At 54.0% G+C, this 19346-nt stretch carries 17 protein-coding genes and 1 tRNA gene; 12 read left to right on the top strand and 6 right to left on the bottom strand.

Features of this window, described 5'->3' with window-relative positions; all coding sequences use genetic code 11:
* Nucleotides 1–5 precede the first annotated feature (5 nt).
* The 3 genes from C4J83_RS03720 to C4J83_RS03710 are packed head-to-tail and all read right to left on the bottom strand — an operon-like array spanning nt 6 to nt 4076.
* On the bottom strand, nt 6–893 hold the full coding sequence (locus tag C4J83_RS03720; protein ID WP_124416377.1) for an FHA domain-containing protein: 888 nt from the start codon (nt 891–893) through the stop codon (nt 6–8).
* A gap of 37 nt (nt 894–930) precedes the next feature.
* Nucleotides 931–3024 carry a type III secretion system export apparatus subunit SctV gene (sctV, locus tag C4J83_RS03715; RefSeq protein ID WP_106578538.1) on the bottom strand — a complete coding sequence of 698 codons (2094 nt, stop codon included), beginning with the start codon at nt 3022–3024 and terminating at the stop codon, nt 931–933.
* Nucleotides 3021–4076 (bottom strand): TyeA family type III secretion system gatekeeper subunit, encoded by a 1056-nt coding sequence (locus tag C4J83_RS03710; protein WP_164487906.1) that lies wholly within the window; start codon nt 4074–4076, stop codon nt 3021–3023. Before C4J83_RS03710 ends, sctV begins: the two co-directional genes overlap by 4 nt.
* 262 nt (nt 4077–4338) lie before the next feature.
* Here C4J83_RS03710 and C4J83_RS03705 point away from each other — a divergent pair, with 262 nt between their 5' ends.
* The 12 genes from C4J83_RS03705 (at nt 4339) to C4J83_RS03650 (ending at nt 13825) form a co-directional block, all read left to right on the top strand.
* The gene (locus tag C4J83_RS03705; RefSeq protein WP_106578536.1) at nt 4339–4890 is read left to right on the top strand and encodes an RNA polymerase sigma factor; all 552 of its coding nucleotides are present in this window, start codon (nt 4339–4341) and stop codon (nt 4888–4890) included.
* A 442-nt stretch (nt 4891–5332) separates the two neighbouring features.
* A tRNA-Met gene (locus C4J83_RS03695) sits at nt 5333–5409 on the top strand.
* Between the two features lie 166 nt (nt 5410–5575).
* The gene (locus C4J83_RS03690) at nt 5576–6817 is read left to right on the top strand and encodes a tyrosine-type recombinase/integrase (protein ID WP_124416376.1); all 1242 of its coding nucleotides are present in this window, start codon (nt 5576–5578) and stop codon (nt 6815–6817) included.
* A 246-nt stretch (nt 6818–7063) separates the two neighbouring features.
* The gene (locus tag C4J83_RS03685) at nt 7064–8008 is read left to right on the top strand and encodes a hypothetical protein (RefSeq protein WP_124416375.1); all 945 of its coding nucleotides are present in this window, start codon (nt 7064–7066) and stop codon (nt 8006–8008) included.
* Nucleotides 8009–8089: 81 nt separating this feature from the next.
* Nucleotides 8090–8344, top strand: coding sequence for a helix-turn-helix transcriptional regulator (locus C4J83_RS03680; RefSeq protein WP_026078127.1), 255 nt, complete (start codon nt 8090–8092; stop codon nt 8342–8344).
* A complete protein-coding gene (locus tag C4J83_RS03675; RefSeq protein WP_124416374.1) occupies nt 8341–8646 on the top strand; it encodes a hypothetical protein in 306 nt (101 codons plus the stop codon). The genes C4J83_RS03680 and C4J83_RS03675 overlap by 4 nt, the downstream gene beginning before the upstream one ends.
* A gap of 375 nt (nt 8647–9021) precedes the next feature.
* The gene (locus C4J83_RS30410) at nt 9022–9180 is read left to right on the top strand and encodes a hypothetical protein (RefSeq protein ID WP_164487905.1); all 159 of its coding nucleotides are present in this window, start codon (nt 9022–9024) and stop codon (nt 9178–9180) included.
* Entirely contained in the window at nt 9177–9461 is a 285-nt protein-coding gene (locus C4J83_RS03670; RefSeq protein WP_124416373.1) for a hypothetical protein, read from the top strand. The genes C4J83_RS30410 and C4J83_RS03670 overlap by 4 nt, the downstream gene beginning before the upstream one ends.
* A complete protein-coding gene (locus C4J83_RS03665) occupies nt 9458–9730 on the top strand; it encodes a DUF3077 domain-containing protein (protein WP_124416372.1) in 273 nt (90 codons plus the stop codon). The genes C4J83_RS03670 and C4J83_RS03665 overlap by 4 nt, the downstream gene beginning before the upstream one ends.
* Nucleotides 9727–12615 (top strand): DUF927 domain-containing protein, encoded by a 2889-nt coding sequence (locus C4J83_RS03660; RefSeq protein ID WP_124416371.1) that lies wholly within the window; start codon nt 9727–9729, stop codon nt 12613–12615. Before C4J83_RS03665 ends, C4J83_RS03660 begins: the two co-directional genes overlap by 4 nt.
* A gap of 95 nt (nt 12616–12710) precedes the next feature.
* Entirely contained in the window at nt 12711–13553 is an 843-nt protein-coding gene (locus C4J83_RS03655) for a coiled-coil domain-containing protein (protein ID WP_124416370.1), read from the top strand.
* A 62-nt stretch (nt 13554–13615) separates the two neighbouring features.
* On the top strand, nt 13616–13825 hold the full coding sequence (locus tag C4J83_RS03650; RefSeq protein WP_124416369.1) for a hypothetical protein: 210 nt from the start codon (nt 13616–13618) through the stop codon (nt 13823–13825).
* Between the two features lie 383 nt (nt 13826–14208).
* Here C4J83_RS03650 and C4J83_RS03640 read toward each other — a convergent pair whose 3' ends face one another.
* The 3 genes from C4J83_RS03640 to C4J83_RS03630 form a co-directional block, all read right to left on the bottom strand.
* Nucleotides 14209–17520: a DEAD/DEAH box helicase gene (locus tag C4J83_RS03640; protein ID WP_124416368.1), complete on the bottom strand. Its 3312-nt coding sequence runs from the start codon at nt 17518–17520 to the stop codon at nt 14209–14211.
* Entirely contained in the window at nt 17513–18298 is a 786-nt protein-coding gene (locus tag C4J83_RS03635) for a hypothetical protein (RefSeq protein WP_124416367.1), read from the bottom strand. Before C4J83_RS03635 ends, C4J83_RS03640 begins: the two co-directional genes overlap by 8 nt.
* A 305-nt stretch (nt 18299–18603) precedes the next feature.
* Entirely contained in the window at nt 18604–19329 is a 726-nt protein-coding gene (locus C4J83_RS03630) for a retron Ec48 family effector membrane protein (RefSeq protein WP_124416366.1), read from the bottom strand.
* Between the last annotated feature and the right edge of the window lie 17 nt (nt 19330–19346).

Here is a 19346-nt window from a genome sequence, read left to right as displayed (position 1 = left end):
TTCGTTCACCAGCGCACCTCATAACGCCGCGCGCCATCGAACACCACTTTGCTGTTGTCGATCAGCACCAGGCGCAGGCCGTCCACTTCATCACCGACAAACACCCGGCTGCCCTCTTCCAGAACGACGTGGCCATTGGGGCCGCCGACGATCTGCACGATCTTGAACGGCAGCGCGCCGTCGCTGACACGCACACGGCTGATCACCGGCACCGCGCTGTCGAACAGCTCGACAAACCGGCTGAGCATGCGCGACACCAGCTCCACATCGTCCTGCGACACGTCGCCGTTGAGCGCGACCTGGCCATTGATCACTTGCAGGCTGACCCGTTGGCTCAATTCGCGCTCATTGAGCATCTTCAGCAACTGCTGGCGCACTTCAAACGGCGTCGCCAACTCGTGTTTGACCACCACAGGCGGCATCAATGAGGCCTGGGCCTCACGCTCACCCGTGGACGCGATGCCCACCACCACGACGATGACCGCAACCACCAGCGCCACGCTGATCAGGCGTTTTTGCTGCGCGTGCGAGATGGACGAAAGTTGCAGCGCCCGCGGCGCTTCAGGGGCCGGCGGCGCTGGGGCGGGTGCCTCGGGCCATGGCTGATCGGCCCAGGTGACACACAGCCGCACAGCCCCGACTGAAAACGGTACGTTCAGCACCAGGCTCGCAATCTGGGCCAGCACCTGCCCTTCATCACCTTGCAGCAGCCCGGCTTCGGCCTGCACTGACCAATTTGCGTTGATCAGCCGCAACCGCGCGTGCTGCTCGGCGATGCCAGGATCATTCAGCATCAGATCGGCGTCAGGGTGAGCGCCGATGCTCCATTGCTCGCCAAAAAGCGGCAACGCGGCGCCCTGGCGCAGACCATTGAGCACCCGTAACTCAAACATTATCGAGCGCTCCGGCGCGTTGAGCCCGACTGGAGATTCATGCCAGCGCACCGCGCGCCAGCTCATCCTGGGTCAGGTCAAAACGCCCCAGCACTTTCACCTTGGAGGTGCTTCCCAACTCGGCGAAGGACAGCACCGGCACATGGTTGAACTCTTCCAGAAGCAGAGTGCGCAAGGGACTGCGCAGGTCTTGTGCCACCAACATCACACTTTTGCTTTTGGCGCGTAAGGTGAAGGCCTGGTTGAGGAGGTTGATCAACGCGGCGCTGCTTTCGTTATCAAGCGCAAAGAAAACCCCGGTCTGCGTCTGACGCAACGCCTCGCGCAGGATGTTTTCGGTATGGGGCGACAGCAGCCAGGCGTGCAGGCCGTCTTCCTCGCTGTACTGGTGGAAAATCTGCGCCTTGAGGGCAATGCGCGCGTAGTCAGCCAGCGCTTCGGGCTCGCGCTCATGCTGGCCGTACTCGATCAACGACTCGACAATCAGCCGCACGGCACGCAGTGGCACCCCTTCGCTGGCCAGGCGTTGCAGGACCGCCGAAAACCGCGAGAGCGGCATGATGCGTTGCAGTTCCTGCACCAGTTCCGGCTGATTGTGCTCAAGCCAACTGAGGATCGATTTACTCTCCTGGATCCCCAGGAACTGCGGCCCGCTGAGCATCATCGCCTGCCTCATGCGCTCAATGATCAGGCTCGTCGCGGTAAAGCGCTCCAGCTGCGGGTCATCGAGCAGCGGATCATCAGGCGCCAACCACAGCCAATCCTGTTCATCGCGGTCGGCCTTGCCCGGTATTGCGTGCTCGGGTTCAACCGCCAGCGCCTTGCGTTCCACGGCCAAATGGTTGACGACCGAGGCCTTGACCATCGGCACTTCGTGCACACAAAAGCGCATTTCATCGGCGGCCAGGGCGTCATCAAGTTCGACTTCAAACGGCGGCAAGGTCAAACCGATATTGGCCACCAGCGTGTTTCGGGCCTGGCGTATCCCATGGATAAGCTCGGTGACCTCAGGGGTTCCGCGCAGAACCGGGGAAAACTGCAGCAAGTACGGTCGCGACGGATCAAACCCGCGCAAGTCTTCATCACCGTTCTGCTCCGGGCGCACGGCGTCAGCGGCTTCGGCGGCCGGCTGTTCTAGTCGTTGACGCTGGCGCATCAAGTAATAACCCAGGCCGCCGGTGACCATCGAAATCAGGATAAACACCAGGGTAGGCATGCCGGGCACCGCAGCAAACGCGAGCATCCCCACCGACGCAATCATCCAACTCTTGGGTTCGCTGGTCATTTGCCGGGCAATTTCGGCGCCCATGTTACTGATACCCTTGCGCCCGTCCGGAGCCACGCGGGTGATGATCATGCCGGCGGTCAGGGAGATCAGCAGCGCCGGAATCTGTGCGATCAGGCCATCGCCGATGGTCAGCACCGAATACAGCCGTATCGACTCGGCAGCGCTCAAGTCGTGTTGAAACATGCCCGTGGTGAAGCCACCCAACAGGTTGACCACAACGATGATCAAACCGGCGACGGCATCGCCCTTGACGAATTTCATCGCACCGTCCATGGCACCGAACAGCTGGCTCTCGCGGGACAACTGCTCACGTTTGTCCCGCGCTTGCGTGCCGTCGATCAGCCCGGCACGCAGGTCACTGTCGATGGACATCTGTTTACCCGGCATCGCGTCCAGGCTGAACCGCGCCGCCACCTCGGCGACCCGTTCCGAACCCTTGGTGATGACCAGAAAGTTGACCAGGGTCAGGATCAGAAAGATCACCATCCCCACCGCCAGATTGCCGCCCACGACGAAATTGCCGAAGGCCTCGACGATGTCGCCGGCGTCCTGTTCCAGCAGAATCAAGCGCGTCGTGGCGATCGACAGCGCCAGACGGAACATGGTGGTCAGCAGCAAAATCGATGGGAACGACGAGAACGCCAAGGGGCCTGGCAAATACAGCGCGAGCACGATCAACAGACAGGATATGCAAATGTTCAGCGCGATCAGAATGTCCACCAGCCAGGTGGGCAACGGCACGATAAAAATAAACACGATGCCCAGGATCACCACTGCGCCCAGGACTTCGGCACGTTGGGCCATTTTGAGCAGTACAGCGTTGATGGCTGACAGTGCAGTCACGCCGACGCCCCCAGGTCACCGGCAAACTTGATCGGGCCGCGCTCGATCCGCTCCAGTTCCCCCATCACGGCCAAAAAGCTGTCCAGCGCGCCCTGGCGGGTTCGACTGTCAGGCCACAAGGCCAAAGGCAATTGCCGGACCAGAGGGTAAAGCGCGTTGAGAACAATCACTTGCCGGGGGCTCGGGCCACTGCCCAGATCATGCCCAAGTCGCAGGATTTCGCCCGCATCGATGCCGCTGCCGGCATACCCCAGCAGGCGCTGCAAAAGACTGACGGCGTCGTAGCCGATGCCCAGGCGCTGGATCAACGCGTGGCAACCGGCCAACACGGTGCTCAGTTGCCCACAGCTTTGCAGGGCCAGCAACAAGGTGCGCAAACGCGGCGTGGTCATTGACGAAACCAGGACCGCGATGTCGTCAGCCAAGGCTTTACGCATGCTGATGAGCCTGACGGAAAATGTATCGCCGCCGTATACGCCCAACAGCGCCTGCATCATCGTCGCCAGGGATTGGCGCGTGGCCACGCTGGCGTAATAAAGCGCGCGCAGCGCTTGGCGCTCCTGCGGATCACCACCGGCCTCCATCAACGCCGTGGCGAATTTGAGGCCAGCCTGGATCTCCCCTTTAAAGCCCACCGCCAGCATGCCAATAGCATCGCGCGCCAAGGCAGCTTCGGTCGGGCGCACATCATTGTCGGCCTGGGCTTCCAGATGTTTGAGCACCACGTAGGCGCGTGCGGGGTCGCCCTCGGCGAGCTCTACCAGCTTGTCGACACTGGGATGCTGCTGCAATTGGTGCCTGAACCGCCGCGAAATAGTCGCCAGGGACTCCTGAGCAGGATGGCCCAGCTGTTCATAAAGTTGCGCAAGCTGCTCGGTGGGGGGCACGCGAATCGACATCGCGCGCTGAGCGCGGTTGTTGGCAATCACTTCCTGGTCGAAGAGCGAAGCAAGCTCATCAACCTTCGCGGGTGCGGGCGTGGAAACAGGCGCAAAGGCGGATTGATCCAGGCGCTGGGCAGAGGGCGCATCTTTAGGGGATTCGACTTTCATAAGCATGCCAAGACGGGAAGAGTGTGTCCCTATGTGGCAATGCCTACCGATACGGTTCCATCAGAACGCGGCTATCGAGAGGTTTGACAAGACCGGCACAAACCCTCGGCGCTTTTTGCAAACTACTGCGCAATATCTCTCCATTTCAAGATATTTACCTTTAATAATCAGCTAGTTGCGATCTTTTTCCATTTGGCACACCCAGTGCTAAAGGGGTTTCCATCGAACTTATTTCGATAGCGTCTACCCTGAGGAAAAAAACGTGAATATCCCAATTGAAGCTTTAGCGCACCTGGTTGGCAGCTCGCCTCAATTCATGCTCCAACTGACGGACGACCAACAGAAAAAACTCCGGCGTTTTATTCATAAACGCGTACTCAACCCCGAAGATGCAGACGACATACTGCAACTGACTTACCTGGAAGCCTGGCGCAACAGGGAGCGCTTCAGTGGTCAGGCGAGCCTCAGTACCTGGATGTGCGGGATTGCTCAGAACCTGGTACGCAACCACTTCCGCCGCCTGTACGCCAAGCCTGTGCACTGCGAATTCGATGAGTCGCTGTGGCATGGGCAGGAGGAAACCAAGAACCTGGATTGGCAGTTCGAGATCAACCGCCGACTGGAGAAAACCCTGACCGCCATCGACCACCTGCCCACAGAAATGCGCAAGACGTTGTACGCCTCACTGGAGACCGACGGCAGCTACCAGGACACCGCCGACGTATTGGACATACCCATCGGCACCGTTCGCTCACGCTTGTCACGCGCGCGTGAACACCTCAAGCGCGTCACGCATAACCCGTCGCAACCGTAAGGCCCTCTAGAGGGTAATTGTTGGGCGGCAGGGATATCTGCCCAACCGAATTTTGCTTCTTTCGTTCACCGCGACGCGATCGCCAACCGCCCGAACACCCCATCCCCTACCGACTGCCTCAGCGCCGATAACAACCTCAGCGGCGAAGACGTCCAGCCCTACCTTTCCCACCTGATGCTCAGCGCTTGCGCTACCGTTCTCGACTGCGGCACGCTCTTGCAACGCCACGATCGACGCCGGATGGCATCTGCAGAAAATCACCACGACCGTGAAGGGTCGCTCAATTGAAAGCCCGCGCCCCCACGCGGCCCGACAGGCGGACGAATGACAAGCCACTCGTCGCCAGAGCTGGCGATTCCGGTTAAACAATTGAAAGCGTAGAAAAAATTTCGATAAAAGTGCTTGACGCATTCCCGTTCTACGCGAATAATGCGCGCCACTTGGCTACATAGCTCAGTTGGTTAGAGCATAGCATTCATAATGCTGGGGTCCGGGGTTCAAGTCCCTGTGTAGCCACCAAGTACCGATCCATAGATGTCTACAGCAGTCTATGAATCACCTCAAGAAGCCCGCCTAGTGCGGGCTTTCTTGTTTCTGGCTGTCCATCTCTATCTATCCCTATCCTTCCCCTCCGTGTATGCCCACGTGTATGCTTAATAAGTAATTGAACTGAAGGCATACAAGGATGAAGCGCACAGATATCAAGCGACGCCCTCTCGCTGACACGACACTTTCCAGCCTGGAGCCTGAGGCGGGAGCATACCGCGAACTAGACAGCCCAGGGCTGTATTTCAGGGTCAAGCCAAACGGCCAAAAGTCCTGGGAATTACGCTACAAGAAGCCGGACGGCAAATGGTCATGGCTTGGTCTTGGCGGCTACCCGGAAGTGGGTGGCGCTTTCGCTCGACAGAAAGCGGCTGATCTACGCTCCGACGCATCGGAAGGTAAGAACCCGATCACCTCCAAGAAAGCTCGCCAAGCCGCCGAGATCGATGCGGCCAACGACACCTTTGAAGCATTGGCAAGGGAGTGGCACACGTCTCGCCTTAGCGGCTGGGATGCTGGAACGGCTAAAAGGATACTTGGCGCACTTGAACGCCATGTATTCCCCTCGCTTGGTAAACGCCCCTACACCTCAATCATGTCGATGGAGTGGATGGAGCTATTGAGAGGGCTTGAGCGTCAGGGGATTCTGGAACAGATGAGCCGTGTGAGGGCTTACTGCAAAGATATCTATGATCTAGCTCGAGTGACCGGCAGAGCAGTCAACAATCCATTGGAGGGTGTGCATAAATTTCTGTCCTCGGGAAAGGCAGAGAACTACGCCCACGTCTCCCCTGATGAACTTCCAGGGTTACTCCGAGCGATACGCTCCTATCCCCACGCCAAAGATGTGCAGCTTGGCCTAAGGCTGTTGACCCTGATGGCTGTACGCCCCAGCGAACTCCGAGAAGCACACTGGGTAGAGTTCGATTTCGACAAGAGGCTGTGGACCGTTCCAGTCGAGCGCAAGGGTCGTAAGAAAGGTCGTGAGCACCTGGTACCACTATGCACTCAAGCAGTCGAAGCCCTATTGAAGCTTCGGCAACTCACCGGCGCTTACCCACTCCTGTTTCCAGGTAGAAGCGACCGCACTAAACCCCGCAGCGATACCGTGTTCCTAATGGCACTCCGGCGCCTTGGTTACGAAGGCCGCCAGACAGGTCACGGCTTCCGCCACATCGCCAGCACAATCCTCAACGAGCATGGCTATCCCGCAGACCACATCGAGGCCCAACTCAGCCACAAGGCACAAGGTGTTCGAGGGATTTACAACAAGGCTCAGTACCTTGAGCAGCGTACGCAGATGATGCAATGGTACGCCGACCATCTTGATTCCCTAGAGGCAGGAAATGTAGTGCAAGGTCAGTTTGGGAAGGCCGTGTGAAGGCGTTAACCCTACACCCCCTCAAAAATCGTGTTACGGGTGTTACGCGTGTTACGCCCACCAATAACTCATTGTATTTATTGAATATATTTAGCGTTACACGCGCAGCAAAGCTCCTGAGCGCCACGTGTTACATCGAGCAGTCGTGTTACAGAAAAGCCACGCCCTCAACCCTGCTGGCATTGGCGCCTCCACCTGCAAATCGCTGTAACAGCCTATCGGCTTCGGGGCGGCGGGGAGATCTAAATGGACTTTGAGCGGGGCATCGAGGCAGAAGAACTCGAGCTCGAAATCGCAGGTTTCGACGTAACGTGCCTGGTCTGGGATCAGGACGATGTCGAGGCAGCCGTTCGCAGTCTTGCGCTGTTTCCGCAGTTCAACGAACACTTCAAAGATGCCTTCGATCTGATCAACACCGCTACATCATTCTGGCTTGAGGACGGCTCCTACGCTCCGTGCGCAGAGTCGGTAACAAGAACCCTTTATCGACTTCGCGATGCAATTAGCGAGCATGCCAGTTATGCAGAGGCAGGCTCATTGCCCAGTGTCATTCGACAGTTTCTTGGGGTGAGTCATTCCGCAGCAGACTCACAGCTTGCGGCTACCTTTGCCCTAGTAATGGGAATGCAGGCTGTGGAGACGCTTGCAAATTGGCTGTTCGAACTTGAGCTCACCACTTACGACATTGATGCAGACCTGATAGAGCAGCTGAAACATGACTCACCCCGCCAGTACCTTGCCCTGATCGAAAAAGAGCGGGACCGCAGCAGCGGGAACGAAATCAGGGCACGAGAAGAATTCGCGACGTTACTAAGCGAAGCGAATCAGGCTCTGTTGATGGCGAGCCTTTATCGCCAGGTGGAGCGGATGGATGTGTTTAAAAAAGGCTTCAACACATCAAACCTGATGCATCGAATTCTCGACGACGCCTTTTCAACAAAGGCGACAAGACGAGGTCAGGAAGCCGGTAAGGGGAACCGAGATCCCAGCTCAAAAATACAGACCGACACAATGGATAGACGAGCAAAAATCAAGGCGGCTGCTGAGCAAATCATTAACGGCCGGAAAATTGAAATGCGAAGTCTGACCGATGCTGAACTGACCAATATTCTTTCCAAACGGGAAGGCTTCGGCATAAAAAAAACCATTCGAGAGCATTTGACCGCCCTGGGCCTCAGACCTCTGAAATAACAAGGGAGCGGACACAGTCCACTCTCCCTCCCCGGCGTAGCGTATGACCCGTTGTCTCAATTAACAAAGGGTTAGCTCGCTATGACTACCGTTTTAAAAGCAATTCCCTCGCATGATCCCTCAATGACCCTCATCCGCATGCCCGAGGTCATTTCAATCGTAGGGCTCGCACGCCCGACTATCTACAAGCTGATGCGTCAACCTGAAAGCGGATTCCCGTTGCCGGTAAAGCTGAGTAACAGCAATGCCCGAAGCGCTCCGGTTGCGTGGGTATTGGGGGAAGTCCAGGCATGGACACGTGCACGCATCGCTGCCCGCGATCAGGTGGCAGCATGAAAAATCGAGCCGCCAACTGGGCAATCCTGCAGCCCTTTTCTGTACTCAGAAAAGTGGGTTTCTCATCACGCGGTATGCAGCGTTTTGAACGTTACCGCACGGAGCAAAAACGCCTTAACCGGGACGTCATGGTGATGCGATGGAGAGATGGCATCTGGTGCGCATTGTCAGTTCCCTGCCAAGCCCCTCAAGCAATCATCGTCGACGAAGGCCAACAAATCGATGCCTATGAGGATGCGCGCGCGTGCCTTGAAAGCGACCTGTTGCCCTTTGTCTCCCTACGCTGGGACCTACATGCCTGAAACGAAAACGCCCCCGGCGGCAACCGGAGGCGTTGAGGTAAATCTACATGCCTGATCAATTTATGCCGCGTCGAAAAAATCCGCAAGTGATCTGCACGGTTGCACTTTCAAAAAATGGACGTTACTCTCTGGCCGTCGCTGCAAATTCAGCGACCGGGTTTGGCGACCCGAGTTTAAGAAGGCGCATAGGCGCCCCCATTACGATTGCAGGCGCTTTTTTTGTGCCCGCATTCCTGCTTTATGGCGGCTGTGCGCGGGAGACCTTCGGGTCTGCCGGGTTCCTTCTTACCCGGTTCGCCAACCTGCGCACAGCTGCCACCCTAATTCGTTTGGCGACGAACCGTGGCAGTTCTCACTTAAGAAGGAGCTCCACACATGCACGCCCTCAATCCGTCCAAAATTCGCGCCGCCGCTCATCGAGCAATGGCTCTCGCCGCTTTACACGCCAACTCCAGCCTCGCTTCACGCCTTTCCCGTTACAACGCCCATATGTCCAAGGCTCGCGCCCTGGAAACCGCAGGGGGTGCCCAATGAGCATGCTCCCAGGCTTTTCACTGCCCGAGGACCTGCTCTGCGTCAGCCAGGAAGCCGAAGCCGGTATTCCCATCGATGCCATCACCTGCGCCCTCGACCGTGCCGACTCAGTTCTAATGCTGCTGGAAGATCACTTCGACGGCGACAAACCCGCGCTCTCCAACCGCGTGCTGTCTTCCGTGATTTGGGACGTGCGCGGCACCTTGGGTTTGATCAAAACACTCACCTTATACGGTGATGCCACCTCTGTGCCAATGGGCCAGAAAGGCGGTGCGCTGTGAACACTGCTAACACTCTCGGGCGTGCCGAATTCTCATGCGTTGCCAGCGGTACTCAAAAGCTGTTTAGGGTCAATGCAGGCGTGCCAATCGAGGACGCACTTGAGGCCATATCGCTGTTTCAGTACTACGCCAATCAACTGACCCTCGACGCAGCCATGAGTAACGAGGGCGAGCGGTACAGCTGGCCTGCTCTCTACCTAGGCGAAATGGCAAAAGCGCTGATCGATGACGTCAACGATGCGCTGTATGCAACGAGGACAACGCCATGACTCAGCGCACCGGCAACACCTCAAAACACCCCAGCTTTGCAGACGTAAAAAGCGCTGCTCTCAAGAACATCGACCGTGTGCTTGCTCACTGGCTGCCAAACGGCAAACGCGTCGACGGCGGCAAGGAATACACCGCACCAAACCCTACCCGCTCTGACAAACGTGCGGGCTCACTCAAGGTCAATTTGAGCAAAGGCACTTGGGCGGATTTTGCCACCGGTGATAAGGGCGGTGACCTGATCGACCTGGTGCGCTACATCGAGGGCAGCACAGACGTTGAGGCCTGTAAAAAGCTAGCGGATCTGCTCAGCGTTTCCGCTGGCTCCGCGACTGCCAAAAGCGCACCGGTCAAGCCTGTAGCGCCGGAGTGGATTGCAATACAGCCGATCCCGGTCGAGGCCATGAACAAGTGCCCTGCCAAGCACCGGCAACACGGTGTTCCGTCCAAGGTGTGGATCTATCGCGATCCTCAGGGCCAGCCGGTAATGGCGCTGTATCGCTTCGACTTGGGCCCCGACGAAGACGGCAAACCGCGAAAGGTCTTTGCACCGTTGACCTGGTGCAAGCGCTCCGATGGTCAAACCACCCAATGGCGCTGGCAAGGCCTGCCTGAGCCCCGGCCACTGCTGCGCCTGGATGAGCTGGCACAGCGGGCCGATGCGCCTGTGGTGCTGTGTGAAGGCGAGAAGGCTGCTGATGCCGCCGCTGAACTGATGCCCGACCATGTAGCCACGTGCTGGCCGAACGGCTCCAACTCTTGGCACAAGGCCGACCTGACGCCACTCAAAGGGCGCGAGGTGGTGCTGTGGCCCGATAACGATGCCAGCGGCAAGACCTGCATGGACGCCATCGAGCTCAAGTTGATTGAGCTGGGCGCCGCTTCGGTACAACGAATCTCCCTCGACGTGTTCAAGCTCAAGCCAAGCAGCAAAGGCGGAAAGCCCACGCTCATTAAGGGTGGAAAATGGGCAGACGGCGACGATGCAGCGGATGCGATAGCCAAAGGCTGGACCGCTGGCCACGTCGCCGAGCTGGTGGGCAGCCGTGAGTTTTTCGGCAGTGCCGCTGAGCCAACTGAACCTCAACAACCGAAGGCCAAGGCGCCCGCCAAACGTCCTGCGAAATCAAAAAATGACCTGTTGCCGGGCGGCTTTCGCCTGACGCCTGAGGGGGTGTTTTACTCCGGCGATGATGGTGAGGCGCGCCCCGTGTGTTCGCCTCTCGAAATCATCGCTCGCACTCGCGACGACAAAGGCCACAACTGGGGCTTGTTGGTCGAATTCGATGACCCAGACGGCGCTAAAAAACGTTGGAACATTCCAGCCCGAACCATGACCGGCGACTTCGGCAAGGATGTACTTGGTCCACTGGTTGATATGGGTTTGCGCCTTGCAGGAAGTCGATCCGGGCGTAACGCACGCAATGATCTGCAGAGTTATCTCGGCGGCTTCGACAGCGCCCAGCGCGCACGCTTGGTAACGCGCTTGGGCTGGCACGACAAGGCGTTTCTATTGCCCGAACAACAGATTGGCTCGCACGCCGAGCACCTGCATTTTTATGAGGCCGGTGCCCAGCTGCCTCTGATCAGCGAGGCGGGCTCTCTGGAGCAGTGGCAGCAGCAAATCGGCGCCCTGTGCGTTGGTAACCATCGCTTGGCGTTTGTCGTCTCTGTGGCCTTTGCAGGGCCTCTGCTGAACCTGCTTGGTCATGAGTCGGGTGGCTTCCACCTGTATGGCGATAGCTCCGGGGGCAAGACCACTCACCTGCAAGTCGCTGCGTCGGTTTATGGCGGGCCGCGTCTGGTGCGTTCATGGCGCTCGACCGATAACGCCCTTGAGTCCATCGCAGCCGCACACTCAGATGGCCTCCTGGTGCTGGATGAAATCGGCATGTGTGACCCGCGCATTATTGGCGAGACGGTGTACATGCTCGGCAATGGCACCGGTAAGGCCCGGGCTAATGATCGGGGACAAGCGGGCCGACAGGTGCAAGAGTGGCGCTTGCTGTTTCTCTCGACCGGCGAGAAGACGTTGGCGCAGCACATGGCAGATGCCAACAAGGAGCTGAAAGCCGGTATGGAGGTGCGCATGCTCGCCGTCCCAGCCGATGCGAGCAAAGGTCTCGGCATGTTCGATGTGTTGAACGGTTTTGAGGATGCTGCTGCCCTCTCCGATGCGCTCAAGGCTCGCGTAGCCAAGTACTACGGCACGCCCCTCACCGCCTTCCTGCACGCACTATGTGCGCCTGGAGAAATGCTCAGATGGGCGGTGATTGTTCGCCGCACGGTGGAGCAGTTCATCACTCAAAACCTGCCCGCCTCGGCCAGCGGCCAGGCCCAGCGTGCCGCCCTTCGCTTTGGCCTCGCAGCAGCGGCCGGAGAGTTGGCCACCGCCTTCGGCGTCACCGGCTGGCCGGACGGTACGGCCACGACCGCCGCACGTGTGTGCCTGCATGCATGGCTGGCCGAACGCGGCGGCGCCGGTAACTTCGAGGGCGATGCGATCCTGGCACGACTACGCCAGGTCATCGAGCGATTCGGAGAAAGCCGCTTTACCCGCTGGGAATCTGCCGCCGCCAAGATCGATGAGCACGGCCCACGCACGATTGATCGGTTGGGCTTTCGCAAGACCCTGGAACACGGCATGGGCGACGCCCTGCACACCACCAACACCTACTACGTGCTGCCTGAAGCCTGGAGGGCCGAGATCTTCAAGGGCATGAATATCAGTGCGGTGAACAAGGAGCTGCTGCAACGGGGCGTGCTCGAGCCGGGAAGTGATGGAAAGGCGTACAGCTTGATTCGCCTGCCCGGGTTAGGACCTCAACGCTGCTATGTGGTGAAGACAGTCCCTGGAACGGATGAAAGCGAGGCCAAGGCCGCCTGACGACAGGCCTGCTGATCGAGGTAGCGCCGGCTAATTCCCGGCCTCGCCAGCCGTTCAACCACTCCTATCAAACGTAATGCTCAGAGACAATACAGATGAACACTATCCAAGAATTGAAAGACCGCCGCGACCAACTGACCCTCGAAGTGGAGAGCATTCAGGGTGACCTGGCTCCCTTCGAAGAGGGGCTGGAAAGCCCGGAGGTTATCCAGCAGGGCCGTCAACGAGCCGTGCAGGATGAAATCAACGATCACAAAAGACGCATCGACTCGCGAAACCTCGAGATCAGCAAACTGAACCAGAAGATTCATCGCCTTGAGACATTGGCAAACCGTGAGAGCTTGGCTGCGGGCTATCTCAGCGATATAGCGAACTGGAAAGCCGACGAGATGGAACTCAACGAAAAGCGCAGCAGCATCGAGACTCGGTTGCAGCAGGTCCGCCAGAGCGATCAGGAAGACATGGCAAAAGTTCGACAAGCTGAAACGGACGCGGCCACCGCTTATGCACAGGCTGTGGCCTGGGGCGATGTAGAGGGCGAGAAAGCCGCTAACGCAGAAGCTCAAAAGGCAGCAAAAAACCTCACGGCTGCGGCTGAGCATCACCGCCGCCAACAACTGCTCATCACCGCCCTGGAGCAGGAGCTGGTGACGATTGATCTGCATATTACGAAGGCACAAAAAGAACATGCCAAGATTGAAAAAGAAGCAGCACATCTGGCAAACACGGTATTAGAAGAAAAGTGGAATGAGGCCGCGAAAGCGCTGCTGGAAACAGGCGGTAAGTTGTGGGCCGCACGCAACCTGATTAGTCGTGACCCGGTTGCACTGATGAAGCTGGATATCCCTGAACTGGGCGAGCACTTTGGAAGCTGGACCTGGCGAGAACTCGCGGCTCGCTCGCACCAACACAGCCTGATTGATCTATTGGCGGCCTAGCCTAAACCTTCCCGTAGCAACCGGCGAGGACTGGTTGCTTCGGGCCTACTAGCGGTCCAGACATGAACAAACCACCACAGAACAGCGTACAAAGGCCTGATTATCTAAAGGCCCGAAAGCTCCATTTGAACGGGATCATTCTCACCATGGCCAATACGAAAAAGCTCAATTCAAGAGCAAACAAAGCCAGTAAAGTCGAGACGCTCACGATTGACGCAATCAAGGCGGAGCTGGATTTCATTGACCTCCAGCTCAAAAGAAAGAGCAGTTGATGAAGAAGCGGAGGCTTAAGCAGCTTTCGCTTCGCAGATCCTCCCATTACAAGCAAGGCTTCAGATTTTTTGGCTTCTGATCTGTGGCGGCTGTGGGCTTATGACTGCTTTCGGCCGATTCGGTTGAAAAAGTCGGCTTCGGTTTCCACGGCAGAAAAGTTCGCGTCCGAGATTGAAATCTGTGTTTTGGGCAGAAGATTCACGACTCGGATTTCACGTAGCAGCACGCAAAATAGGTGTTTTTACCTGTCAGTATCCGAGCGTTTTGGACAAACCTACTTTTCCAACAGAATCCACCAATAGCTGCCATTCGTCACCGGCATCAGTCAGCCAGAAGCTGGCTTGGATATCCAGCTAGGAGAGGAAATGCAGACATATGAATGTTAAAGATCCACCATGGCCAAGGCTTGAGTGATACGATCCACTACGTCACCGAAGCTTTCACCATCTTTAAGCACGCCTGCATAGGCTTCAATACTCTGATACTTCCGATGCAACTCCCTTCTACCTAAGCGCTTCTTACTTATTTCGCGCAGGGCCACTTTCTCAACGCTATCAAACCCTTCCTTAACACACAAGGCCAAACAATTTAGGCCGACAGGTGATTCAAGTCCTTCAGCTCTATCAACGGTAATCGCCCTAAAAATCTGATTAGGAAGGCCAAATATATAAGAAAGCTCAGGAATTATCCTCAAAACAAACTCCCTAACAAACTCGCATTTTCCGACTTTTTTGATTGGAGTACCGGTCGAGACCTCAATGCTAGCTAACGTATTACCTGCCATCCAGAGTTCTAGTAATGGAAATATTATTTCAGCAGCATATCTCCCTTTTGAGGCATCATCTTTCAGCGCCTTATAGTCGTCTCCTAAAAAACCTTCCAAAGTCTCCTTTCTAATAAGAGTTAGAAGTAGTGTAGGTCGGAGTTTTAGCCAATCGCGAAGCCATTGATACCAAGCTTCGGTAGTTGCCCAATGATTGACATTTTTAGAAAGCGGCTCACCAAGCTCTCGAATTATCCCTGCCGATATACCTGATGCTGCTGCCAATCGATCAGCCCAAGTGGGAACTTGAGAGGTATCTAGATTCAAGTTCCTAGACAATATTGCCGATTCTATCCTTGATGATATCCATTGTTGATCGCCTTTTTTCCTAGCCCGGAAGGCCGAGAAAGAACGTTCAATAGTCGCACGAGCTGATATATTTCGCTCCTCTTGATCTTCGTCAGAATCAACCGGTAACCTGCTCAAAAAATAGCTCGCCACACCAGAGAGAGGTAACACCTCACTATGTATCTGGTCGAGAATTGCGGTGAGAGGGTCATCAATAGTCAAGCATTGATCGCTTTGAGAAAATATCGATCTTAAATCCATCCAGTGATTATGAATACGACTAGTGCTATTATCAAAGTTAACAACTTTACTCGGCACCACCAATACAAACCCATAGGAACTATCGCCAGCTCTACCGGCCCGCCCTGCTGCATTGAGAAGCTCATGAGCCTCCAAACGTTGCATAGCATCAGCTTCTTGGTCAAATCTGCTATCGCCACTAATAATGACCACTTCACTGGGAAGGTTCATTCCCTGCGCAAGAGTTGATGTCGCCACTAAAACATTCAGCCCATCTGCTCGCTTAAAAAGCGACTCATGCAAATGTCGCTCCATAGCTAGTAAAAGCCCGTGATGGCAAGCACTAGAGGACTCCAGCCTACCTTCATCCGAAACTTTTATATAAATATGCTCTTCGCCTCCAAACTCATCGACTACCATCTTGAAAAGGCGAACTTCTTCATCAGTCAAAATACATCCAGGAGACTCAAGTTCATCTGAGATCTTTTTTGACGCGCTATTCGCAAGCGGTATAGTTTGCGTGAAGACTAAAGTCTTTATTTTTTGCCTAGCCGTTGACGTTGCAATCGTAGCCGACACCTGATTTCCATTAGGCGTTAAATACCATTTTTTTCCCTCTGTAACGGTGCCTGTTGATAGCTGGACGGATTCGCTAAGAACTGGCATTAATGCGTAATCTTTACGACTTGCTGAGTGCCAAGTTTGGTTCAAGCAAAAAAAACCGAAAGGTTGTACGAACAGCTCTCGCTTCAATGAGGCAGGCGCATTTATATTCGTCACCTCAGACCTGACGACTTTTAGGCGTTTTTTTAGTTTGGCTATTTCATCACCAGCATAAACCACACACCCTCTTACTTGACGAGTAGGCTTCCATGTCAACTCCAAGGGCAAGCAAGGTCTTTTAGTTAGTTCCGAGACCCAACCTGCTATCTCTATCGAGTTTTTCATCATTGCCGATAATAAAAGCAAATCGGCGCTAGGGGCTACGGATGTAAAATTTAGGAGGCAAAGCATAGAATCTATAGACCGCCGACTATGATCTGCGTCCCTTGGGTGCAACAAATGGCACTCATCAAACACCAACAACCCTACACTTGAGAATATGTCCGGATCAAAGCTTAACATTGCCAGACATCTTTCAGGCGTCATAACAGAAATAGCCGGAAGTGCGTCATTCTCCAAATCAAATAACAACTCATCTAAAATTTCTCGCTGAACCTCTGCGTTTGGAAAAGTATTAGCTAGAGCCCTAGTTGTTTGATCGACCAATGAAAGCGTCGGTGCCAAAAAAACCACCTTTACATTACGCAGCAAGGCGGTAGCAATTTTTAATTCGGATAGAGTAGACTTTCCTGCCCCAGTTGGAAAGCTTATCACCGAGGAAACACCTATTTCTAAATAACCTGAAGATATAGCCTTTCGATGATTCTTCCATAAGTATGGCCTAATTGACGCTATGCCTTGCTTCATAACATCCCATTTAGTTGAGTCAATTCCTTTTGGTGGCTCTGTATTTATAATCCCCGATGGAATAAGGTGGTCCGCGACCATCGCTAAAAGTGATGCCAAATGAAGTGGCCCTGGAAACACATTATGTACTGGGTGGTTTCCAAAACTAATTAAACCATCAATTTCATCGACACATAATTCCTTTACTTTATCGAAGACCACTTTCGAGTCATGGTCTATCAAATCAAATTCATCCTCAGTTCCGAGCAATGATGCCGCCATCGCGCGGACCCCATGCAATAGCATGTAATACAACGACTCTACCGCTTGCCCCATACTGTCAGCGCTCAGAAAGTCTTCTGTGCTGGGCACACGCATAGCAAGTATTTTCAGAAGATTTCCATTCGCCAAATGGTAAATTGCTTTCAGCAAAGTGGCCTCAATAGACCCCTCAACCCTAACCACAATATTTTTTGCTGTTTCGGCAGCGTCAGAACTTGCTTCTGCAATCAGAAACAACAAAGTTGCAGAAACCTCAGCAGATACGCCATACGCATTTAATGTGCTAAATTTAACACTTCGTGAAATTAACTCTTGAGCAAGAAGTATTACATGATGAGCAGAGCCGGCAACGAAGGCTGCAGCAACTCGGTTTTCCATATTTTCTGAAGCGGAAACTATAGCCTCGTGAGAAAAAGCAAGGCGCGTCATTCGTTTAACTATTTCAGTAACCTCATCAGGCAATCCCGCCCGCTCCGCTCCTTCACGTAAGCAAATACGAGCAGAAACTATTGATGCGTAAGCCTCAGTTAGCTGTTTTGGTAACTCAGTAAGATCGAGGCCATCCAATTCTGGAGCACTATTAATCAATTCTACGGTATCATTATCAAACATGAGCAGCCACCATATTGTTAACGTGAGCAATCGATTTCTCAGCTAGCGAAGACATCCAGGGGCGCAGATGCTCTATATAAAATACTTCCCCGCCGCGCTTGCTCACCTTACCGTCAATTACTTTATCGTAGTCTTTAAAAAGTTTAACTCGCCCCTTGCTCGTAGAGTGATATTTACCAACCGTTATGCTAACGCGATAATGTCTAATGTTTTTCCATATTATGTTTTCGATCGCGAGATCAGGATCAACATTTCTATTGGTTTCCAATAACGCAACGACTTCAGCAACTAAAACGTTCTCCTTATCTCCTTGGTCGAGCAACCTAAACTCTGGCCACACCAAATCACGGACAGTTTTTCTCGCATCATCCGTAGCCTTGTCTTCAAATATAGTTGCAGCAACAACTTCACCCCCGCTCAACTCAAGGCGGAGCCCATCGAATCCTTTCAAGGCGTGAATCATTTGAGGCGGCCGGATAAGTGCGTTCGGATCGGCTTTTTGGGCAGCTATCCACGATATCACTTGGAAGATCCAGCCATCTCTATGCCAGGGGTCTTCACCAGCAGGAACCGTAAGTAAGCCTATCGCGCCCTGAGCGGCACTCGCCCTCGATGCCGGCGGCCCAACATTCGTTCCCGCTATGATTTTTTGGACGTGTCTAGACTGGCCCATAGCAACACGCGCTATCTGCTCTGCGAGTAGATTTTCGTCGGTGATTGTCCAGACTTGGCCATGACAGAGGGTTGGATGGTCGTAGTATTCCAGTGAAATCGGCATGTTCGTCCTTGTTAGCTAATCTGGCGAAAGCGGTATGCATGACGAGGTTGGTCAACCTTATCAATATGCCATCATTGGTGGACAAATTTATGGCCTCCCTCCACATTAATCATCACCAATATTTGGAATAGCTGTATGCGGCGTCCAATTAACTGAGCAGGCCCTACTTTGGTGGGGTCGATCTGATGACTGATTTTGGCCGATTGCTGCCTCTCATGAAGTGCTGCGACCGGCAAAAAGCAGATACCCAGCTGCAGCCAGGAGATTAGGGCTTTAGTATCAAGTTAAATTTGCTTTCACTATTCCTATCTGTACATACGGGGCTCAAGCTTAGTTCTGGCATCACCTCCGCAGAAAGACTTTGAAATTGAGTCAAGTAACGAAAGCACCTGGCTTTCAATTTCGTAGAAATCTTTCTTTGGCATAAACTGAAGGTTAAACCCAATCCCTTTTAAGGTACTGATCATTTCTGCTTGGTGATCCTTGTAAATAAACGGACCCTTTGTAGCTTTATATGAGTTAAAATTAGAGTCAGAAATAACCTTATTCACCTTACCGATAAACTCAAAGTAAGTCTCAGACAAAGACATATCACCACTTCTTGAGTTAGAATAAATAAGGCTGTATATTTTATGAGGATCAAACGAAGATATTGAAAGCAAGTCTCTCTTTCTGACCTCCTCAACAAAAAAACTCTGAAATAGCGATAGATGAGATATGTGATTTGTGAAATATGAAGACTTTAATGTAGACAAGTAACTGAGCAACGCAACAAAAATTGCACCGACCGTTGCAATGAGGACAATAAGATCCAGTGTCGACTTAGCAACTGCAAAGGCCGAGCTATAGTTCTCATACAGACTTATAAAGCACTTATTAGAAAAACAAAGTGGTAATGAGTAAAGCTGACCAGCAAAAAAAATCGTAACGAAAACCGTCAAAAAAATACAAAACCCTATCATCCCGATCGAAGCGAGCAAAATAATCAAGTATTTAAAATATGGATGCTGACCTAAAAAAGCATCTCTCATCTTTCTACTGTATGACA

It is taken from the genome of Pseudomonas sp. LBUM920, assembly GCF_003852315.1.
Classification (GTDB): Bacteria; Pseudomonadota; Gammaproteobacteria; order Pseudomonadales; family Pseudomonadaceae; genus Aquipseudomonas.
Note: the sequence above shows the minus strand (reverse complement) of the source record. Positions and strands in the feature narration are given on the sequence as shown.